Source organism: Atlantibacter sp. MEI4A-1023, assembly GCF_056155425.1.
On the sequence record NZ_CM149568.1, the window covers coordinates 1,976,172 to 1,994,393 of the forward strand.

Consider the following 18,222-nt stretch of genomic DNA (forward strand, 5'->3'; position numbering starts at 1 on the left):
CGGCTACATCCCGCCAAATTCAGCAGGTGCACTATACTGCTACAGGTTTATGCCCGCTGACGAGGAAAGGGATGTGAGTATCTGGCTTAACGTAGTCATTGTTCTGGTTAGCGCGGCGGCGATGGAAGCCGTGGCCGCGTTTTCCCATCGTTATATCATGCACGGCTTCGGCTGGCGCTGGCATCGGTCCCATCACTCCCCGCGTACCGGTTGGTTTGAGCTAAACGATATGTATGCCGTAGTATTCGCGGGGGTCGCTATCGTGCTGATCGCCGTTGGCACCGCCGGAGTATGGCCGTTGCAGTGGATCGGTGCGGGAATGACGCTGTATGGCGTGCTCTATTTCCTGGTCCACGACGGGCTGGTGCATCAGCGCTGGCCGTTTCACTGGGTGCCGCGCAAAGGCTATCTGAAGCGGCTGTGGCTGGCGCACCGTTTCCATCACGCAGTGAATGGCAAAGAGGGCTGCGTGTCGTTCGGCTTTTTAGTGGTGCGCTCGCCGGAAGAATTACAGGCACAGCTACGCCATCGCCGCCGCCCGGCTAAACGGGGCGCTGCCACAGTGAATCAGGACGCGGCGAGCGAGCCGCCACCGGCGCAATCGCCGCGCGCCCCGCGCCCTTGAGCAACAGCGCCAGCTTTTCCGTTTTACCGGTGTGCTGGCGGCTATCCCAGGCGTTTACCCCGGCGTCAGCGACTTTGCTCCCAATCGCGCGGTACACGTCCCGGGCAGTAGCAATCGCCCAGCGGGATCGCAGGGGCAGGGCAGGCAACCCCGCCAGCGCGGAAATATAATAAGGCTCCGCCTCGTCCAGCAGGCGCGCCACCACGCGAAACAGCGCCGCCCGGTTTTCCGCTAAATGAAAGTTTTCTGCATCCAGGGACTGCTCCGCTAACCACTGTTGCGGGAGATAGCAGCGTCCGGCCCCGGCGTCTTCAATGACATCCCTCGCGATATTGGTTAACTGAAACGCCAGCCCCAAATCGCAGGCCCTGTCCAGCACCCGCTCGTCGCGCACGCCCATGATATGCGCCATCATCAGGCCTACCACGCCCGCCACGTGGTAACAGTAGCGCAGGGTATCGTCGATCGTGTGATAACGCTCCCCGCGCACGTCCATCGCGAAGCCCTCCAGGTGTTCCAGCGGCCATCTGGCGGGAATATGGTGACGCACCGTCACGTCCTGCAACGCGGCAAATGCCGGCTCACTCATCGCGTGGCCCTGATACACCTGCTGGGTCGCGGTACGCAACTGCATCAGCCGCTGGACCGGGGAGTCAGTGGCGGGCGCAGGAGCGGCAAAACCGGCGATCTGATTATCGATAGCGTCATCACAGTAGCGGCACCAGGTGTAGAGCATCAGCACGCTGCGGCGGGTTTCGGCGTCAAACAGCCGGGCGGCGGCATCAAAACTCTTCGAGCCGCTGCGCATGGTGTTGGCTGCGTGGCGCAATAGCGGCTGGTTCATGCCAGATCCTCCAGCATCAGCCGCGCTGTGGCTTTCGCCGAGCCGATCACCCCAGGAATGCCCGCGCCGGGATGGGTTCCTGCGCCCACCAGATACAGGTTTTGCAGATGCTCATCGCGATTATGTGGCCGGAACCAGGCGCTCTGGGTCAGCAAAGGCTCGAGGGAAAACGCCGATCCCAGATGCGCGCCCAGGGTGTGCTGGAAATCATCCGGCGTGAAGATGCGGTGCGTCACCAGTTGCTGGCGCAGGTTCGGCATATAGCGCCGCTCCAGGTAGTCGAAAATCCGCTCGCGCAGCGCCGGGCCTTCCACGCGCCAGTCAAGCGGGGCATTACCCAAATGCGGGACCGGCGTCAGCACGTAAAACGCGCCGCAGCCCGGTGGGGCCAGCGACGGGTCGGTGGCGCAGGGTGAGTGCAGATACAGCGAGAAATCATCCGGCAGCGTCGAGCCGTTAAAAATCTCCTGCACCAGCGCCTTGTAACGCGGCCCGAAGCAAATCGTGTGGTGCGCCAGCTGCGGGTGCGGGGCGTTCAGGCCGAAGTAAAGCACAAACAGCGAATTGCTCATTCGCTTCCCGGCCAGCTTCTCGCCTTTGGTTTTGCCGTGCGGATCGTGGCCCAGCAGTTTTTGATAGGTGTTCACCACATCGGCGTTGGAGGCCACCGCATCCGCCGTAAATATCCGTCCGTCCCGGGCGATCACCTGAGTGACCGTCTGCTGGTTTACCTCGATGCGCTCAACCGCCGTGTTTAACTCCAGCGTACCGCCTAAATCGGTAAATAGCTTCACCATGCCGTTGACCAGCGCCCCGGTGCCGCCGCGTGGGAACCAGACCCCCCATTCCCGCTCCAGGGCGTGGATCAGGGTATAGATCGCCGAGGTGGCGAACGGATTACCGCCCACCAGCAGGGAGTGAAAAGAAAACGCCTGGCGCAGGTGGTCGTCCTGGATAAACCGCGACACCGCCTGGTAGACGTTCTCCCAGGCGCGTAGCCGCATCAACTGCGGGCTGACTTTGACCATATCGCTGATGTGCAAAAACGGCGTTGCGCCGAGCCGCAGGTAGCCCTCTTTAAACACCGCTCTGGAATAATCCAGAAAGCGGGCGTAACCCTGCACGTCCGCCGGGTTAAAGTCGGCGATTTGCTGCTGGAGCAGCGCTTCGTTATTGCTGTAATCGAAGCGCTTGCCGTCTTCCCAGCACAGCCGGTAGAACGGGTCGACCGGCAGCAGTTCAACATAATCTGCCAGCCGTTTGCCCGCCTCGCTGAACAGTTCTTCCAGCGCGCTGGGATCGGTGATCACCGTCGGCCCGGCATCAAACGTAAATCCCTGGTCGTGATAAACATAGGCGCGCCCGCCTGGCTTATCGCGCTGTTCCAGTAGGGTGGTCTGGATGCCTGCTGCCTGCAAGCGGATCGCGAGCGCCAGCCCGCCAAAACCTGCGCCAATCACCACGGTTTTTTTCATTGTTTATTCCCTGTGTTTATTGCCGCCCGTAACGCCCCAAAAACGGGGACGGGGGGCTTGCCTGTCAGTATTCGCGCTTTATCAGAAAGGGTCAGGTTCCCGGCATAGAAACGGGCGATGGTCGCATCGGGTAAGCGATAAAATTTTTGCATCACGCGCCAGCGGTGGTCCGCCTGGCCTGCCAGAAACAGCATCCGGTTGAGCAGGCGTAAAAACCCCTGGCTGCGCCACTGGTGCGTGGACATGCGCTGAACCAGCCGTTGCAGGCCAGGTGCGTCAAAGCGCGGCTGCGCGGCGATAGCATCGGCCAGTTGTACCGCCAGCGGCAGAGAATAGCCGGTGACCGCATGGAACAATCCGGCGCGCATTCCCGAGCAGGGCTGGTCAGCGTTTAACGGCGCGTCGCCCGCCAGCGTGAGCGGCAGGCAACCGGACTCTTCACGGATTAGCTGATCGAGCACCAGGCCATGCTGCCCGGCGTACTGGCGGATGGCGTCGCGGTATTCCTCGGGCGGTAAGTCCGGCGCGTTGCTAAAGCGGGTATCCTCAATCAGTAGCGTGTCGGGCGTCAGCGGCAGTAAATAGAAAAACCGGTAGGCGTTGTGCTGGGCCACGGTGGCGTCCATCAACAGCGGGCGCGTTAAGCCGTGCGGCTCGGCAAGCCGCCACTCCTGCCCGACGAACAGTTGCCAGGCGCAGCGCCAGCCGGGCATGGCGCGCTGGCCACGCCCGTCAATCACCGCCCGGGCGCGTAGCGTGGTGCCATCGGCCAGTTTTACGCTGTCAGGCGTGACGGCAGCGACCGGGCAATTCAGCCGCAGATGGTCGCCCAGCGCCTCGCGCAACCGGTTCGCAAAGCGGTCGCAGGTGACGGTGTAGTAGGGCTGATCGATATCGCGCACCAGCTCCGGGAAAATCACCTGATAACCGGGCCAGTGGTGGGCCACCAGTGGGGCGATCCACTGATGCTGCCCGGCGCTGATATCGTGGTGATGAAACGACCAGGTATGGTTACCCCCCGGCGACGCCCCTTGTTCAAGCAGCAGAATGTTCATCTGCGGATGGCGCTGTTTTAAACGCCAGGCGATCAGGCCGTTCGCCAGGCCTGCGCCCACTAAAATCAGGTCCAGGCTCATGGCTGCCCCGTCCCGCGGTAAACCGGGCGTCCAGCGAGCAGTGCCTGTTCGACGAGAGCCGCCGCCCGCGCTGCGCCGCCCGCGTCACGTAACGCCTGGCTGGTCTCTTCCAGCCGTTTGCCCACGCCGTTGTTGTCGTCCAGCAGCGCAGTGATCTCCCTGGCGATGGCTGAGGCCGTCGCCAGCCGGGAAACCCGTCGCCCCAGATTGTGATACGTCACCCGCGCCGCCACGGCAGGCTGATCGAACGCCACCGGCATCACCATCAGCGGGCGCCGGGCGGCAATGCCTTCCAGCACGGTGTTATACCCTGCATGGCACAGGATCATATCCGCCTGAAGAATAACCTCGCGCTGGGGAACAAAGCTCTCCACCCGGTGCGCGCCATTACGGTACAGCCCATCGACCTGAGCGGCGTCAAGCCCGCCGCAGTGGGATATCGTCACCTCGACGCCCGCCAGGTGGCAGCCCCGCGCCAGCGTGCGCAGCAGCGAATAGTGGTGGCCGTGCAGCGTACCCAGCGTGGCGTAGACCACCGGTTTGGTATTTCGCGGCGGGTTTGGCGTGGCGTCCACTGACTGAAACGCGCCGATGTAGTGAAAATGGTCTGGCAGTGCGCGGCGTGGGAAATCAAACGCCGCAGCGCCCTGGGCCACCTGTGCCAGCGGCGACAGGCAGTGATCCAGCCGATAGCGGCCTGGCAATCCAAAGCGGCGGCTGTAATTGTCGATCACCCGGTAATGCGCCTGCATCAACCGGTCATACACCCGCTCGCTGCCTGCGTAGAGCTTGCGGGCCGCGTCATCATCGGCATAGTTGAACGGCATCACCGGCAGCGGTAAGTCTGGTTCGCGGTTGACGGGCAGGGCGCAGGCCGCCGACACGAACGGCAGCCCCAGATAGCTGCTGACCAGCCCGCCCGCAGGCTCCATCTGGTCGGCTATGACGCCATCCACCTGCAAACGTTTTAACAGGCCCGGCAGCTCACGGCACAGCGCGTCGGTATGCCGGGCGAGCGTGCCGGCGATGCGGAAAAAGGTACGCGCAGCAGGGTCGCGAAAGCGTTGCTGGGCTTCGCGAATCGCCTCCGGCAGCGGCATACAGCCGCTGATGCGCGGGTTATCGCGGGCGATCAGTTCCGGGCTGACAATAAACGTTAGCCGATGCCCTTTACCGCTCAGGTGCAGCGCCAGCGCTTCCATCGCCCGGATATGGCTGTATAACGGCGGTACGATAATGGCAAAATGACTCATGTCAGCGGCCGCACCAGACGATGTCAGCGCGTTTCAGGGTCTCCAGACTGGGGCTGCCGGTACAGAAACAGGCCAGTTTTAACTGATCGATGGTCAGAGAAAAACGCGCCACCACCGCCTGGCTGGATTCGGTAGCGCTATCAAGGATCGCCGCTGCCTGTCCGGCGAGGCTGGCCCCGAGCCGTAGCGCTTTCGCCACATCGATACCTGTGCGGATGCCGCCGGAGGCGATCAGCGTGGCCTCCGGGTACGCCCCGGCAATCGCCTTAACCGCCTCGGCGGTAGGAATGCCCCAGTCGGCGAAGGCCATCGCCAGCGCCCGCAAGTGCGGATCTTCCGCGCGTTTGCCTTCAACCGCCGCCCAACTGGTACCGCCTGCGCCCGCCACGTCAATAGCGCTGACGCCAGCATCAATCAGCCTACCAGCGACGGTGGCAGAAATACCGGCCCCCACTTCCTTGACCACGACCGGCACATCAAGATAACGCACCACCTGGGCGATGGCGTCGAGTTTGCCGGCCCAGTCGCGATCGCCGTCGGCCTGAAGCATCTCCTGCAAGGGGTTGAGATGGACAATCAGCGCGTCGGCTTCAATCATCTCTACCACCCGTCGTGCCGCGTCGATGCCTTTTTCACCCGCCAGCTGCGCCGCGCCCAGATTCGCCATCAGCGGAATGTCGGGTGCCAGCCTGCGCAGCGACTTGTCGATGCCGCTGTCAGACTTGCCTTCCAGGGCGATGCGCTGTGAACCTACGCCCATGGCAACCCGCAGTTCCTGGGCCGCTTCCGCCAGATGGTGATTGATAAATTTCGAGCGCTGCGCGCCGCCGGTCATGGAGCTTATCAGCAACGGCGCATTCAGGGTTTTGCCGAGAAACTGGCTGGATAAATCAATGGCCTGATAATCAATTTCCGGCAGGGCGCAATGCACAAAACGCCAGTGTTCAAAGCCGGTGGATGTCCCCGTCACGTCCTGTGGAGAGTTAAGGATAATGTCCAGATGATCGTTTTTCCTCTGTACAATTCCCTGGTGTTTCAACGCCATGGTATTCCTCCAACCTGGCTGGTAAACGAGTGTCTAAAGGGGGTGATCAAGCGCTTTTCATGGCGGGTTTTTCTCCTGCCAGCGTCAGGGTTAACCAGGCGTGAATAAACTGGCGGGTTTCCTGCCCGGCCGTGCACACGGCGGCCAGGTGTTCATTGGCGGAATGAAAATGGTGATAAACCCGATCACAAACCCGTTCCCGGCCCAGCACGTTCACCAGCGTCGGCTTACCGGCATCTTTGTTGCGGTCTTTCCCGGTGGTGAAGTGAGAATCTGACAGGTCATCCAGCAGTTGAAATAGTTGACCAAAATCGGTGGCGAACGCCGATAACCGCTGGTGGGTAGCGTCGCTGGCGCTGGCGGCAAGGGCGATCACCTGCAACATGGCAATAAACAGCACCCCGGTTTTCAAATCGTTGGTGGCGGTAATGTCGTTGATATTCTGGGTGTGCCCGACGCCCGCGAGATCGCGAAACTGGCCGAGCACCAGCCCTTGTTCGCCAACCGCATTCGCCAGCGCGCCCACCACGCGCGCTTTTTGTTCGCCGCTCAACCCGCTGGCGGCAGAGACCTGCGCGAAGGCTTTGGTCAGCAGGCCAATCGCCGCGAGGATCGCCACGCTTTCGCCATATTTTTTATGGATGGTCGGCTTGCCGCGCCGCATGTCCGCGTTGTCCATACAGGGGATATCGTCGAGGATCAGCGAGGCGCTATGGATCATCTCCACGGCGCAGGCCAGATCCAGCAGGGTCTTCTTTTCGCCCGGATACCCCAGGTCGTGCGCGATCAGCATCATCATCAGGGGGCGGATCCGCTTTCCTGGTCCTAAGACGCTCTCCTGCATCGCCATGCCCACTGCGGTTTTATTGTCGCAACTGTTCAGTAATCCGCTGAGGTGATGCTCGATAGTGCTTTTGATTTCGTGGACCGACACGCCACCGGACGGGGTGTTTTGATTCTCGCTCATTGATGAGGGACCGCCATGGAAACAGACTTAAGTATGTGTTTAACCGTAGACTGCGGCGCGGGGGTTCGCCAGTCATGCAGTGTACAAGTTTGTAACTTTACGATGTACAAGTTTGTCATCGCCAGGGCAGGCGGGATCGGGCCTGGCGTGTAAACAAAAAAATCGCCATCTGACGCATGTTCAGATGGCGATGCAAGCGTGTTTACAGCCCGCGTTGTTCCATCAGGCGGGCAAGGTCAATCAGGCGTCGGGAGAACGCCCATTCGTTATCATACCAGGCAAGGATTTTCACCAGATTGCCGCCGATGACCAGCGTTGACAGCCCGTCGATAATCGATGAACGGGCATCGCCCTGATAATCGCTGGAAACCAGCGGCTCCTCGCTGTAACCCAAAATTCCCTGAAGCGGGCCGTCTGTCGCCGCGGCGCGGAAGGCGGCGTTGACCTCTTCAGCGGTGACATCGCGTTTCAGCGTCACGGTTAAATCGACAATCGATACCACCGGAACCGGTACGCGCAGTGAATACCCGGTCAGCCGACCGTCAAGTTCCGGGATCACTTTGCCGAGCGCTTTCGCCGCGCCGCTGGAATAGGGAACAATCGACAGGGCAGCGGCCCGCGCGCCGCGCAGATCTTTTTCCGGCTGGTCATGCAGCGCCTGGCTGTTGGTGTAGGCGTGCGTGGTGTTCATCAGGCCATGTTCAATGCCAAATGTTTGGTGCAGCACCTGCGCCGCCGGAGCCAGTCCGTTGGTGGTGCAACTGCCGTTGCTGACCACAAAATGCTTCCCGGGATCGTACTGCTGATGGTTTACGCCCATCACAACGGTAATGTCGTCGTTTTTTGCCGGGGCCGAGATGATGACGCGCTTTGCGCCGCCGTGGGTAATGTGTACCGCTGCTTTTTCGCGTTCGGTGAAGAACCCGGTGGCTTCAATCACGATATCCACGCCAACGCTGCGCCACGGGATTTCCGCCGGGTCACGTTGGGAGAACACTTTCACCACTTTATCGTCGATGCGTAGTTCGCCTTCGCCTGCTTCGACCGCAAGCGGCAGGGTGCCAAGCAGGGAGTCGTACTTCAGCAGGTGCGCCAGGGTCTTGCTGTCGGTCAGGTCGTTAATCGCCACGATCTCGACCTGTTGATCTTTCAGGACTGCCCGGAAGACGTTGCGCCCAATGCGGCCAAAGCCGTTAATGCCGATCTTTAACATAGTTACCTCCTGATGTGCGGTTTCTGCCATCAGGGTAGGCGTCAGGCGTAATGGCGTAAATGACAAAAAAGGATCACTTTACGCCAATTTGCGGCAGTGGAAGCGCTGGCGGTATTCGCCGGGGGTAAGGTGCAACTGTTTCTCGAAAATGCGCCGTAAATTGATACTGCTGCCGAAACCGGTGATCTGTGCGATGCGTTCCAGGGTTTCGGTGGTCTGCTCCAGCCGGTCGCGGGCCGCAGCCAGACGGGCTTCGGCGACGTAGCGGGCAGGGGAGACGCCGGCTTCCCGGGTGAACACCCGGGTGAAGTTGCGCGGGCTCATGGCGACGCGCTGCGCCAGATTTTCTACCGACAGATCGTCGGCGAGGTTCGCCAGGATCCAGGTTTGCAGCTCGCCCACCGGGCCGTCATGCTCGGCCTGATCGAGCTTATAGCGGCTGAACTGTAACTGCCCGCCGGGACGGCGTAGGTACATCACCATATCCTGGGCCACGTCCCGGGCAAGGGTAAAGCCGTAGTCCTCTTCCACCAGCGCCAGGGTTAAATCAAAGCCGGAGCTGACGCCACCGGAGGTCCACATCGGGCCATCCTGCACGTATAGCGGGCCGCCTTCCACTTTAACCAGCGGGTACGTTGCCTGCAGGGTTTCCAGCAAGCGCCAGTGGGTGGTGGCGCGGCGGCCATCCAGCAAACCCGCCTGCGCCAGCAGCATCGCGCCGCCGCAGATTGACGCCACGCGCCGTGCATGAGGCGCGGCCATGCGCACCCAGCTTGCTACCGCGTCGCGCTCGTCCAGATGGGTGCCGCGCCCGGTGATCATAATGGTGTCGCGGGGCTCGAACGGGTCCAGTTCAGTGAGGCGATGATCCGCCAGCAGGTTTAACCCCGACTGCCCGTGGATCACCTGGTGCGGCTGGGTCGTGGCGATAGTGATGCGGTAACGGGGCGCGCCGGACGAACCGGGATGCAGCCGGTTGGCCTGCATCAGGATGTCGGCAATACCGGCGGCTTCGAATAGCATGCCGCCATCAGGGACGATAATCAGGATAGTTTTCATGTCCTGAAATGTAGGCTTTTTACAAAATAAGTCAACCGGGGGCTGAGCGGTGGGCAGCCAGTTTGCGCCACCGCTCGCGGCTGGACAACGAGACCGTTTAGCGTAAAACGGTCAGCTTACTCCGGTGCCTGGCCTTCTCCCTGTTGGGAAGGCCACTTCCAGTTTTGCACCTCGGGCAGATCCTCGCCATGCTCGCGCACGTACTGATGGTGAGCGGCGATTTTTTCCTGTAACGCGTCAAGAATGGCGTCGGCTTTGCCTTGCAATGACGGAACCCGCAGGATCGCCGCCTGCGCCAGATGAAAGCGGTCCAGCTCATTCAGCACCGTCATATCAAACGGCGTGGTGGTGGTGCCTTCTTCCATAAACCCGCGCACGTGGAAGTTACGATGGTTGTTGCGCTGGTAAGTCAGGCGGTGGATCAGGCTCGGATAGCCGTGGAAAGCGAAAATCACCGGCTTGTCAGGCGTAAATATCACCTCAAAATCCTGCTCGCTTTTGCCGTGCGGGTGCTCATCCTGGGTTTGCAGCGCCATTAAATCCACCACGTTGACCACCTGAATGCGTAAATCGGGTAGATACTCGCGCAGCAAATCCACCGCTGCCAGGGTTTCCATGGTCGGCACGTCGCCCGCGCAGGCCATCACCACATCCGGGGACTCGCCTTGCGGCACCGTGCCCGCCCAGTGCCAGATGCCCATCCCGGCGGCGCAGTGTTCCGCCGCGTCGTCCAGCGTCAGCCACTGGGGCGCAGGTTGTTTACCGGCTACGATGACGTTAATCCGATCCCAGGTTTGCAGGCAGTGGTCGGCGACGCACAGCAGCGTGTTGGCATCCGGCGGCAGATAGATGCGCACAATATCGGCCTTTTTATTCGCCACGTGATCCATAAAACCGGGGTCCTGGTGGCTGTAACCGTTGTGATCCTGACGCCAGACGTGCGAAGAGAGCAGATAGTTGAGCGATGAAATGGGCTCACGCCACGGCAGCTTGCGGGTGATCTTCAGCCATTTGGCGTGCTGGTTAAACATCGAGTCGATAATGTGAATAAAGGCTTCATAACAGTTAAACAGGCCGTGCCGCCCGGTTAACAAATAGCCCTCCAGCCAGCCCTGGCACTGGTGCTCGCTGAGGATTTCCATCACCCGGCCATCCGGTGCCAGCTGTTCATCATAGGGTTTAAGCGGCTCCAGCCAGGTACGATTGGTCACGTCGAACACGTTGCTGAGGCGGTTGGATGCGGTTTCATCCGGCCCAAACAGGCGGAAGTTGTCAGGGTTGCGCTGGAAAATCCCGGCCAGATAAGCACCCAGCGCAGAAGTCGATTCGGCCTGGGTATCCCCTGGCTTGACGACATCCACGGCGTATTCCCGCAATGGCGGCGTAACCAGTTCCCGGCGCAGGCGGCCGCCGTTGGCCCAGGGCGAGGCTCCCATACGCTTGTCGCCCTCAGGGGCAAGGGCGCGCAGCTCAGGCTTCAGCGTGCCGTTCTCGTCAAATAGATCTTCCGGCTGATAGCCGCGCATCCAGCGTTCGAGGATCTGGCGGTGCTCGTCATTCTCGCGGCACGAGGAAATCGGCACCTGATGGGCGCGCCAGAAATCCTCAACCTTTTTGCCATCGACCGTTTGCGGGCCGGTCCAGCCTTTCGGGCTGCGCAAAATGATCATCGGCCAGCGCGGCAGTGCGTCAGGTGGGTTGCCGCTGCGCGCCTGCTGCTGGTACTGGCGAATGCTGTCCAGCGTCTTTTCCAGGGTTTCTGCCATCTGGCGGTGCATTTTCTCCGGTTCATGACCGCTAACGATGAGCGGCTCATAGCCATAGCCCTGGAAAAGATGTTGTAAATCGTCATCGCGGGTGCGCCCGAGGATCGTCGGGTTGGCGATTTTATAGCCGTTAAGATGCAAAATTGGCAACACCGCGCCATCGCGCGCCGCGTTAAGGAACTTGATGCCGTACCAGCTGGAGGCCAGCGGGCCGGTTTCCGCTTCGCCATCGCCAATCACGCAGGTGGCAATCAGCGACGGGTTATCGAACACCGCACCAAACGCATGGGACAGCGAGTAGCCCAATTCGCCGCCTTCGTTGATGGAGCCCGGTGTTTCGGGTGCCGCGTGGCTGGGGATGCCGCCGGGGAAGGAGAACTGTTTGAACAGTTTTTTCATGCCGTCAGCATCAACGCTGATATCGGGATAGATTTCGCTATAGCTGCCTTCAAGCCAGGTGTTAGCGACCATGCCGGGCCCACCGTGCCCCGGCCCGCAGATATAAATCATATCGAGATCGCGCTGGCGGATAACCCGGTTCAGGTGCGCGTAGATAAAGTTCAGGCCCGGTGTCGTTCCCCAGTGCCCCAACAGGCGCGGCTTGATATGTTCGGGTTTGAGCGGCTCGCGCAGCAGCGGGTTATCCATCAGATAGATTTGCCCGACGGAGAGATAATTGGCGGCTCGCCAGTAGCGGTCGATTAACTGAACGTCATGGTCAGAGAGTGTTTGTGTCTGCGTCATGCTTTCTCCACGTTGTCATCGTTGTCGATTACGTAAGGTGCTGGCGCTCCTTAACAGAAATACTTATTCAAGCCTGGCATAGATCCGTGGAAGGTCGGGCGTATAAGACTTTTCGGAGAGCAAAACAAAAAGCATGTTGTCGATTGCTGGATAAAAAAACACCCGTACAATAGTTCTCTCTTTGACGTATTTTTAACCGCGCCGGACCCAATGATCCTGATTAAAACGATTTCACTCAGTCTTCTTTGCATCATCCTGCTTTCCCTTGTCGCCAGCGTCGGCCAGGCGATGTATCACCGCGATCCTGAGGCGCAGAGAGGGTGGTGGGCCGCCCGCAGCGACTCTGCCGGACTGGCGCCCGATCCGCGTAAAAATGCCGGTCTGGCGGTGGTACAGGTTTACGCGGCACCGACCTGGGGCTGGAAAGGCGTGGTGGCGGTGCATCCGTGGATCATTTTCAAACGCGCCGGGGAGACCCACTACAACCGTTACGAGGTGATTAGCTGGGGATCGGGAGAGAAAGTCAGGCGCAATCGCAACTCGCCGGACGGCTACTGGTACGGCTCAAAACCCCGTCTGCTGGTGGAGCACCGCGGAGCAGAAGCACAAGCCATGATCCCGCAGATAGAAGCGGCGATTGCCTCTTATCCGTGGCCGGATAGCTATCGCGTCTGGCCAGGGCCGAACAGCAATACGTTTATCGCCCACATCGGGCGCGAAGTGCCGGCGCTGAAGCTGGATATGCCCGCCAATGCAATTGGCAAAGACTTCCGCTCGCTGCGTAATGTGATTGGCTTGCCGCCGTCAGGGCGTGGCGTACAGATATCGCTGCTGGGCGTTGCCGGAGTGACGCTGGGGGCGGAAGAAGGGTTTGAGGTGAATGTGCTGGGGCTAAATGTGGGCGTGGATGTCTCGCCGCTGAAGCTGAGACTGCCGTTTATTGGCGGAGTCGGTCGGGACAATTTGCAGAAGCAGAGAGAGGGGGGCGAGGAGTAAATTCCGTGCCGCCTGAGCGCCGTGAAATTCGCAAAACGCTACGGCGCGTTTGAAGGAAAAGAGATTTTAAACAACGCCGGGGAGATCGTGCGGCGTTCAGGGAAAAAGTATATTTCCTGTCTGAGATAACGTCACAAACAGGCGTTACTCATTGCCCCACTGGTTGAGAAAATCAGCTATCTCATCGATACGGCCTTCATTAATCCCGGCCTCAACAGCCATCTCTTGCTGAGCCTCTTCGCTGATTTCCTCGTTATTCATCAGGCGGGTGATCAACAACTGGAAATAGTGCGCCAGGGCGTCGCGTTCGGACTCAGAGACAGGCGTTTTTGTTTCTGTCGAGTACTCGTCGGCAATGTCATAAAATTTCAGTGGGATGGCAGGTGTCATAGTCATTTCCTTTTAGAAAGAGGCACAGGCTGGAGCATAGCATTTTTATGGGGATCTGCGGTGAGCCGATTATTGAACTTAGTGCTCCCTGTTAACAACGCGAGCCTGCTAAAATCAACGGATAAATATCCCTTTATGACAGGTTACCTCGACAATGGCTCTGATCCCCAAAAACTACGCGCGGCTGGAAAGCGGCTACCGTGAAAAAGCATTAAAAATATATCCCTGGGTCTGCGGGCGCTGTTCGCGTGAATTTGTTTACTCCAACCTGCGTGAACTCACGGTCCACCATATCGATCACGACCATACTAACAACCCGGAAGATGGCAGTAACTGGGAGTTGCTGTGTCTGTTTTGCCATGACCACGAACATTCGAAGTACACCGAAGCCGATCAGTACGGCACTACCGTGGTGGCGGGGGAGGATGCGCAAAAAGATGTTGGGGCGGCCACCTATAATCCGTTTGCCGATTTAAAGTCGATGCTCAACAAGAAATAAGAGTAAAAAAAATCCACGCCGACGCGTGGATTTTTTCATGCCCGCTAAAAAACTTACACGTTGAACAGGAAGTTCATCACATCGCCATCTTTCACGATGTAATCTTTCCCTTCAGCGCGCATCTTGCCGGCTTCTTTTGCCCCTTGCTCACCCTTATAAGTAATGAAATCCTCATAAGCGATGGTCTGAGCACGAATAAAGCCTTTCTCGAAATCGGTGTGGATTTTACCGGCCGCCTGCGGGGCAGTCGCGCCAACCGGGATGGTCCATGCGCGGACTTCTTTCACGCCAGCGGTGAAGTAGGTTTGCAGGTTCAGCAGGGCATAACCGGCGCGGATCACGCGGTTCAGGCCCGGCTCTTCAATGCCCAGCTCGGCCATAAACTCTTCGCGGTCGGCGTCGTCCAGCTCGGCGATATCCGATTCCACGGCGGCACAAACCGGCACCACAACGGAGCCTTCAGCCGCGGCGATTTCACGGACTTTATCCAGGTACGGGTTGTTCTCGAAACCGTCTTCGTTAACGTTGGCGATATACATGGTCGGCTTCAGGGTCAGGAAGCTCAGGTAGCGGATAGCCGCTTTGTCTTCCGCCGTCAGGTCCAGCGCGCGCAGCATCCCGGCATTTTCCAGGTGCGGAAGGCATTTTTCCAGCGCCGCCAGCTCGGCTTTAGCGTCTTTGTCGCCGCCTTTGGCTTTCTTCTGCACGCGGTGAATGGCGCGCTCGCAGGTTTCCAGGTCAGACAGCGCCAGCTCGGTGTTGATAACGTCGATATCTTCCGCCGGGTCAACTTTACCCGCTACGTGAATGATATTGTCGTTTTCGAAGCAGCGAACCACGTGGCCGATGGCTTCGGTTTCACGGATGTTGGTCAGGAACTGGTTGCCCAGGCCTTCGCCTTTGGATGCGCCTTTCACCAGGCCCGCGATATCCACGAATTCCATGGTGGTAGGCAGAATGCGCTGGGGCTTAACGATTTCCGCCAGTTTGTCGAGACGCGGATCGGGCATTGGAACCACGCCGGTGTTCGGCTCAATGGTACAGAACGGGAAGTTAGCCGCTTCAATACCGGCTTTGGTCAGCGCATTGAACAGAGTGGATTTACCGACGTTCGGCAGGCCGACGATACCGCATTTGAATCCCATGGTTTAGATCACCTTAATTGCTTGTTTATCATTGAGTTAAAACAGGCTCAATGACTGAAAATAAATAACTTTGCCTATTATACATGTAACAGGCGTTATTCGGGGCGTATTTCACCCCGTCGCCCGATAAAAAGCCGTCTATTGCGCCTTAAAGGCGTGCAAACGGTTAGTGGCTTTGGTCAGACCTTCTTTTAGCCAAATCTCGGTGCAACGCGCCGCTTCGTCTACGGCGTCATCAATTAATTTCTGCTCGGAGGTGGGCGGTTTGCCCAGCACAAATCCAACAACTTTGTTTTTATCGCCGGGATGACCAATTCCCACGCGCAAACGGTGAAAATTCGGGTTATTCCCCAGCTTGCTAATGATATCTTTCAGGCCGTTGTGCCCGCCGTGGCCGCCGCCTAATTTAAATTTGGCCACGCCAGGCGGCAGATCTAATTCATCATGGGCCACTAAGATTTCATCCGGCGCGATGCGGTAAAAGCCCGCCATCGCCGCGACCGCTTTCCCGCTCAGGTTCATAAAGGTCGTCGGAACCAGCAGCCGCACATCTTCCCCGGCGAGAGATACTCGCGAGGTATAGCCAAAAAATTTGGCCTCTTCTTTCAGCGGCGCGCGCAGGCGTTCCGCCAGTAAATCCACATACCATGCCCCGGCATTATGGCGGGTCGCCGCATATTCAGCGCCGGGGTTCGCCAGGCCGACAATCAATTTTATCGTCACGTTGTTATTCCAGTTTGCCCGTAAATCGCTGGGTAGTTTACTTCGCTCAGGTCATGATGACAAAGCGGCACGATCGGTGGCGTGGCAGCATTGAATAATAACTGTACTGAACCATTAGAATTTCATGCAGTTCAGCAAGTTATATGTCAAGTTTTGTGAGCTCAGGCGCGTAAATGTGATCCCAGGCGCAACAGAGAACCATAACTGTTGTCTATACTTTACACACAAGGAATGGGGATATTCCCACACACCCTTTCGTTCCGGAGGTGACATATGAAACGCAAAAACGCTTCGTTACTCGGTAACTTTCTTATGGGGTTGGGCTTAGTGGTTATGGTTGTTGGCGTCGCGTATTCCATCCTGAATCAGTTGCCTCAGCTAAACCTGCCACAATTTTTTGCCCATGGAGCGGTATTAAGCATCTTTGTCGGGGCCGTTCTCTGGCTTGCTGGCGCACGCGTTGGTGGACATGAACAGGTTTGTGACCGTTACTGGTGGGTGCGCCACTTTGATAAGCGCTGCCGCCGCGACGAACAGCGTCATAGTTAACTCATCAATTTTAAAAGACGGCTCCGCAGGCGGGGCCGTTTTTTTTTGCTTCAACAGCCATCAGGCGCGCTGATGCAGGCGCAGCGGCCCGCATCAGCATAACGGATCACAGCTCGGCGAGCGCCGCCTCGCGGTCAGGGAAGAACGCCAGACGCCCAGGGATCGGCTTGACGTGGGCGCGGGCGAGAGTGCGCAGCGGCTGGAATTCCAGATGGCAAATGCGCAGCTCGCAGCCTTCCGGCAAGCGGGCGATAAAGCGTTGCAGGGCGTCCAGCCCGCCGGCATCCAGAACCGGCACCGCATCCCACTGCATCACGATGATGCGTTTCCCCTCGGCCTGCTGCATCAGTGGGCCGAATACTCCTTCAGCTGCCGCAAAGAACAGCGGGCCGGTGACGCGTACCGCCAGTACATCGTCCGGCACCGTGACGTTGAGCGGCGCGAGGCGCGTCATGCGCGCGACCCGGCGCATAAACAGCAGTGAGGCCAGCACAATGCCGACGCTGATCGCGATCACCATATCGAACAGGACGGTGAGCGACATACACAGCAGCATTACCAGGATGTCGTCTTTCGGCGCATGGCGCAGCAGGCTGACCACTTTGTGGGCCTCGCTCATGTTCCACGCCACCATCAGCAGCAGCGCCGCCATAGCCGACAGCGGCAGCCAGGAGAGCAGGGGAGCCAGCGCCAGCAGCGCCATAATCACCAGCAGCGAGTGGATCACGGCGGCCACCGGCGAGGTGGCCCCGGCGCGCACGTTGGCGGCAGAACGGGCGATCGCCGCCGTGGCGGTGATCCCGCCAAAGAACGGCGCAACCAGGTTGCCCAGCCCCTGACCGATCAATTCGCTGTTGGCGTTATGTTTGGTGCCGGTCATGCCGTCGAGCACCACCGCGCACAGCAGCGATTCAATCGCCCCAAGCATCGCCATGGAAAACGCGGCGGGCAGCAGCGCCTGAATGGATGACCAGCTCAGGGTGAAACCGGAGTCGGGAATATTCCACGGCAGCATCAGTTGCGGCAACAGTTGCGGAATGCCGCTGCCCTGGGTGCCGTCCGCCAGTACGTAATGGAAGCGGGAACCGATGGTGGCGACGTCGCCGCCGAGCATATTCACGGCGGCCATTACCGCACAACCTGCCAGCAGCGCAGGCAGATGTGGCGGCAGGCGAATGCCGAAGCGCGGCCAAAACACCAGCACGCCGAGAGTCACAATGCCAATGGCCGCATCGCCTATGTTCAGGGTCGGCATCGCCATCACTAACGCGCCGACCTTCTGTAAATAGTGTTCCGGCACGTGCGCCATTTCCAGCCCAAAGAAGTCTTTGATCTGCATAGTGGCGATGGTGATACCGATACCGGAGGTAAAGCCCAGCGTCACTGACAGCGGGATATATTCAATCAATCGGCCAAAGCGCGCCAGGCCGAACAGCACCAGAAATAGCCCGGAAATCAGCGTCGCCATTAACAGGCCCGCCAGCCCGAACTGCTGGGCCACCGGATAAAGGATCACCACAAAGGCGGCGGTAGGGCCAGAGACGCTAAAACGCGAGCCGCCGCTTAAGGCGATGACGATCCCGGCGACGGCGGAGGTATACAGGCCGTACTGGGGCGCAACGCCGCTGCCAATGGCCAGCGCCATCGCCAGCGGGATGGCGATAATCCCGACGGTGATCCCGGCAATTAAATCGCGGCTAAAGCGCGACGCGGTGTATTTCTCCCGCCAGCAGGCGTCGATGAGGGCGCGAAATGGCAGGAAATGGGCGATTGAAGATATTTTCACTGTGTTT

Annotated in this window: 17 protein-coding genes and 1 pseudogene; 5 read left to right on the forward strand and 13 right to left on the reverse strand. The window is 59.2% G+C overall.

The window, feature by feature from the left end; translation table 11 throughout:
• Positions 1 to 49: 49 nt before the first annotated feature.
• Complete coding sequence (locus ACVV26_RS09595; RefSeq protein ID WP_474801207.1) at positions 50 to 625, forward strand: sterol desaturase family protein; 576 nt, start codon at positions 50 to 52, stop codon at positions 623 to 625.
• Here the strand turns inward: ACVV26_RS09595 and crtB are convergent.
• From crtB to ACVV26_RS09640, 9 genes are all read right to left on the reverse strand, one after another.
• A complete protein-coding gene (gene crtB, locus ACVV26_RS09600; protein ID WP_474801209.1) occupies positions 543 to 1,469 on the reverse strand; it encodes a 15-cis-phytoene synthase CrtB in 927 nt (308 codons plus the stop codon). The two genes, ACVV26_RS09595 and crtB, sit on opposite strands and share 83 nt — an antisense overlap.
• Positions 1,466 to 2,944: a phytoene desaturase gene (locus tag ACVV26_RS09605; RefSeq protein WP_474801211.1), complete on the reverse strand. Its 1,479-nt coding sequence runs from the start codon at positions 2,942 to 2,944 to the stop codon at positions 1,466 to 1,468. Before ACVV26_RS09605 ends, crtB begins: the two co-directional genes overlap by 4 nt.
• Positions 2,941 to 4,080, reverse strand: a complete 1,140-nt coding sequence (crtY, locus tag ACVV26_RS09610) for a lycopene beta-cyclase CrtY (protein WP_474801213.1) — start codon at positions 4,078 to 4,080, stop codon at positions 2,941 to 2,943. Before crtY ends, ACVV26_RS09605 begins: the two co-directional genes overlap by 4 nt.
• Positions 4,077 to 5,333 carry a glycosyltransferase gene (locus ACVV26_RS09615; protein ID WP_474801215.1) on the reverse strand — a complete coding sequence of 419 codons (1,257 nt, stop codon included), beginning with the start codon at positions 5,331 to 5,333 and terminating at the stop codon, positions 4,077 to 4,079. Before ACVV26_RS09615 ends, crtY begins: the two co-directional genes overlap by 4 nt.
• 1 nt (position 5,334) lies before the next feature.
• On the reverse strand, positions 5,335 to 6,372 hold the full coding sequence (gene fni, locus ACVV26_RS09620; RefSeq protein WP_474801802.1) for a type 2 isopentenyl-diphosphate Delta-isomerase: 1,038 nt from the start codon (positions 6,370 to 6,372) through the stop codon (positions 5,335 to 5,337).
• A gap of 52 nt (positions 6,373 to 6,424) precedes the next feature.
• The gene (locus ACVV26_RS09625; RefSeq protein WP_474801217.1) at positions 6,425 to 7,345 is read right to left on the reverse strand and encodes a polyprenyl synthetase family protein; all 921 of its coding nucleotides are present in this window, start codon (positions 7,343 to 7,345) and stop codon (positions 6,425 to 6,427) included.
• Positions 7,346 to 7,547: 202 nt separating this feature from the next.
• Positions 7,548 to 8,558, reverse strand: coding sequence for a type I glyceraldehyde-3-phosphate dehydrogenase (gene gap, locus ACVV26_RS09630; protein WP_474801219.1), 1,011 nt, complete (start codon positions 8,556 to 8,558; stop codon positions 7,548 to 7,550).
• Between the two features lie 78 nt (positions 8,559 to 8,636).
• On the reverse strand, positions 8,637 to 9,617 hold the full coding sequence (locus tag ACVV26_RS09635; protein WP_474801221.1) for a GlxA family transcriptional regulator: 981 nt from the start codon (positions 9,615 to 9,617) through the stop codon (positions 8,637 to 8,639).
• Positions 9,618 to 9,733: 116 nt separating this feature from the next.
• Positions 9,734 to 12,127: a phosphoketolase family protein gene (locus ACVV26_RS09640; RefSeq protein ID WP_474801222.1), complete on the reverse strand. Its 2,394-nt coding sequence runs from the start codon at positions 12,125 to 12,127 to the stop codon at positions 9,734 to 9,736.
• A gap of 210 nt (positions 12,128 to 12,337) precedes the next feature.
• Between ACVV26_RS09640 and ACVV26_RS09645 the strand changes: the two genes are divergently transcribed.
• Together ACVV26_RS09645 and ACVV26_RS09650 are read left to right on the forward strand one after the other, a co-directional pair.
• Positions 12,338 to 13,123: a DUF3750 domain-containing protein gene (locus ACVV26_RS09645; protein ID WP_474801224.1), complete on the forward strand. Its 786-nt coding sequence runs from the start codon at positions 12,338 to 12,340 to the stop codon at positions 13,121 to 13,123.
• A 9-nt stretch (positions 13,124 to 13,132) separates the two neighbouring features.
• A pseudogene (locus ACVV26_RS09650) lies at positions 13,133 to 13,252 on the forward strand (MBL fold metallo-hydrolase); the annotation flags it as partial.
• A 15-nt stretch (positions 13,253 to 13,267) separates the two neighbouring features.
• On the opposite strand, the gene ACVV26_RS09655 reads toward ACVV26_RS09650, so the two are convergent.
• Positions 13,268 to 13,513, reverse strand: a complete 246-nt coding sequence (locus ACVV26_RS09655) for a YmjA family protein (RefSeq protein ID WP_474801226.1) — start codon at positions 13,511 to 13,513, stop codon at positions 13,268 to 13,270.
• A 154-nt stretch (positions 13,514 to 13,667) separates the two neighbouring features.
• Here ACVV26_RS09655 and yajD point away from each other — a divergent pair, with 154 nt between their 5' ends.
• A complete protein-coding gene (yajD, locus tag ACVV26_RS09660) occupies positions 13,668 to 14,012 on the forward strand; it encodes an HNH nuclease YajD (RefSeq protein WP_125295381.1) in 345 nt (114 codons plus the stop codon).
• 53 nt (positions 14,013 to 14,065) lie between these two features.
• Here the strand turns inward: yajD and ychF are convergent, their stop codons facing one another.
• Together ychF and pth are read right to left on the reverse strand one after the other, a co-directional pair.
• Positions 14,066 to 15,157: a redox-regulated ATPase YchF gene (gene ychF, locus ACVV26_RS09665; protein WP_144129263.1), complete on the reverse strand. Its 1,092-nt coding sequence runs from the start codon at positions 15,155 to 15,157 to the stop codon at positions 14,066 to 14,068.
• A gap of 138 nt (positions 15,158 to 15,295) precedes the next feature.
• Positions 15,296 to 15,880 carry an aminoacyl-tRNA hydrolase gene (gene pth / locus ACVV26_RS09670; RefSeq protein ID WP_312984669.1) on the reverse strand — a complete coding sequence of 195 codons (585 nt, stop codon included), beginning with the start codon at positions 15,878 to 15,880 and terminating at the stop codon, positions 15,296 to 15,298.
• A gap of 273 nt (positions 15,881 to 16,153) precedes the next feature.
• Here pth and ychH point away from each other — a divergent pair, with 273 nt between their 5' ends.
• On the forward strand, positions 16,154 to 16,429 hold the full coding sequence (ychH, locus tag ACVV26_RS09675) for a stress-induced protein YchH (protein ID WP_474801228.1): 276 nt from the start codon (positions 16,154 to 16,156) through the stop codon (positions 16,427 to 16,429).
• Positions 16,430 to 16,535: 106 nt separating this feature from the next.
• Here the strand turns inward: ychH and dauA are convergent, their stop codons facing one another.
• A complete protein-coding gene (gene dauA / locus ACVV26_RS09680) occupies positions 16,536 to 18,188 on the reverse strand; it encodes a C4-dicarboxylic acid transporter DauA (RefSeq protein WP_474801804.1) in 1,653 nt (550 codons plus the stop codon).
• Positions 18,189 to 18,222 lie beyond the last annotated feature (34 nt).

What these genes read in the sequence shown, in the direction of transcription:
- ACVV26_RS09595 (WP_474801207.1), top strand. Translation starts at nt 50, where the DNA reads ATGCCCGCTGACGAGGAAAGGGATGTGAGTATCTGGCTTAACGTAGTC.
- crtB (WP_474801209.1), bottom strand. Translation starts at nt 1,469, where the DNA reads ATGAACCAGCCGCTATTGCGCCACGCAGCCAACACCATGCGCAGCGGC.
- ACVV26_RS09605 (WP_474801211.1), bottom strand. Translation starts at nt 2,944, where the DNA reads ATGAAAAAAACCGTGGTGATTGGCGCAGGTTTTGGCGGGCTGGCGCTC.
- crtY (WP_474801213.1), bottom strand. Translation starts at nt 4,080, where the DNA reads ATGAGCCTGGACCTGATTTTAGTGGGCGCAGGCCTGGCGAACGGCCTG.
- ACVV26_RS09615 (WP_474801215.1), bottom strand. Translation starts at nt 5,333, where the DNA reads ATGAGTCATTTTGCCATTATCGTACCGCCGTTATACAGCCATATCCGG.
- ACVV26_RS09625 (WP_474801217.1), bottom strand. Translation starts at nt 7,345, where the DNA reads ATGAGCGAGAATCAAAACACCCCGTCCGGTGGCGTGTCGGTCCACGAA.
- gap (WP_474801219.1), bottom strand. Translation starts at nt 8,558, where the DNA reads ATGTTAAAGATCGGCATTAACGGCTTTGGCCGCATTGGGCGCAACGTC.
- ACVV26_RS09635 (WP_474801221.1), bottom strand. Translation starts at nt 9,617, where the DNA reads ATGAAAACTATCCTGATTATCGTCCCTGATGGCGGCATGCTATTCGAA.
- ACVV26_RS09640 (WP_474801222.1), bottom strand. Translation starts at nt 12,127, where the DNA reads ATGACGCAGACACAAACACTCTCTGACCATGACGTTCAGTTAATCGAC.
- ACVV26_RS09645 (WP_474801224.1), top strand. Translation starts at nt 12,338, where the DNA reads ATGATCCTGATTAAAACGATTTCACTCAGTCTTCTTTGCATCATCCTG.
- ACVV26_RS09655 (WP_474801226.1), bottom strand. Translation starts at nt 13,513, where the DNA reads ATGACACCTGCCATCCCACTGAAATTTTATGACATTGCCGACGAGTAC.
- yajD (WP_125295381.1), top strand. Translation starts at nt 13,668, where the DNA reads ATGGCTCTGATCCCCAAAAACTACGCGCGGCTGGAAAGCGGCTACCGT.
- ychF (WP_144129263.1), bottom strand. Translation starts at nt 15,157, where the DNA reads ATGGGATTCAAATGCGGTATCGTCGGCCTGCCGAACGTCGGTAAATCC.
- ychH (WP_474801228.1), top strand. Translation starts at nt 16,154, where the DNA reads ATGAAACGCAAAAACGCTTCGTTACTCGGTAACTTTCTTATGGGGTTG.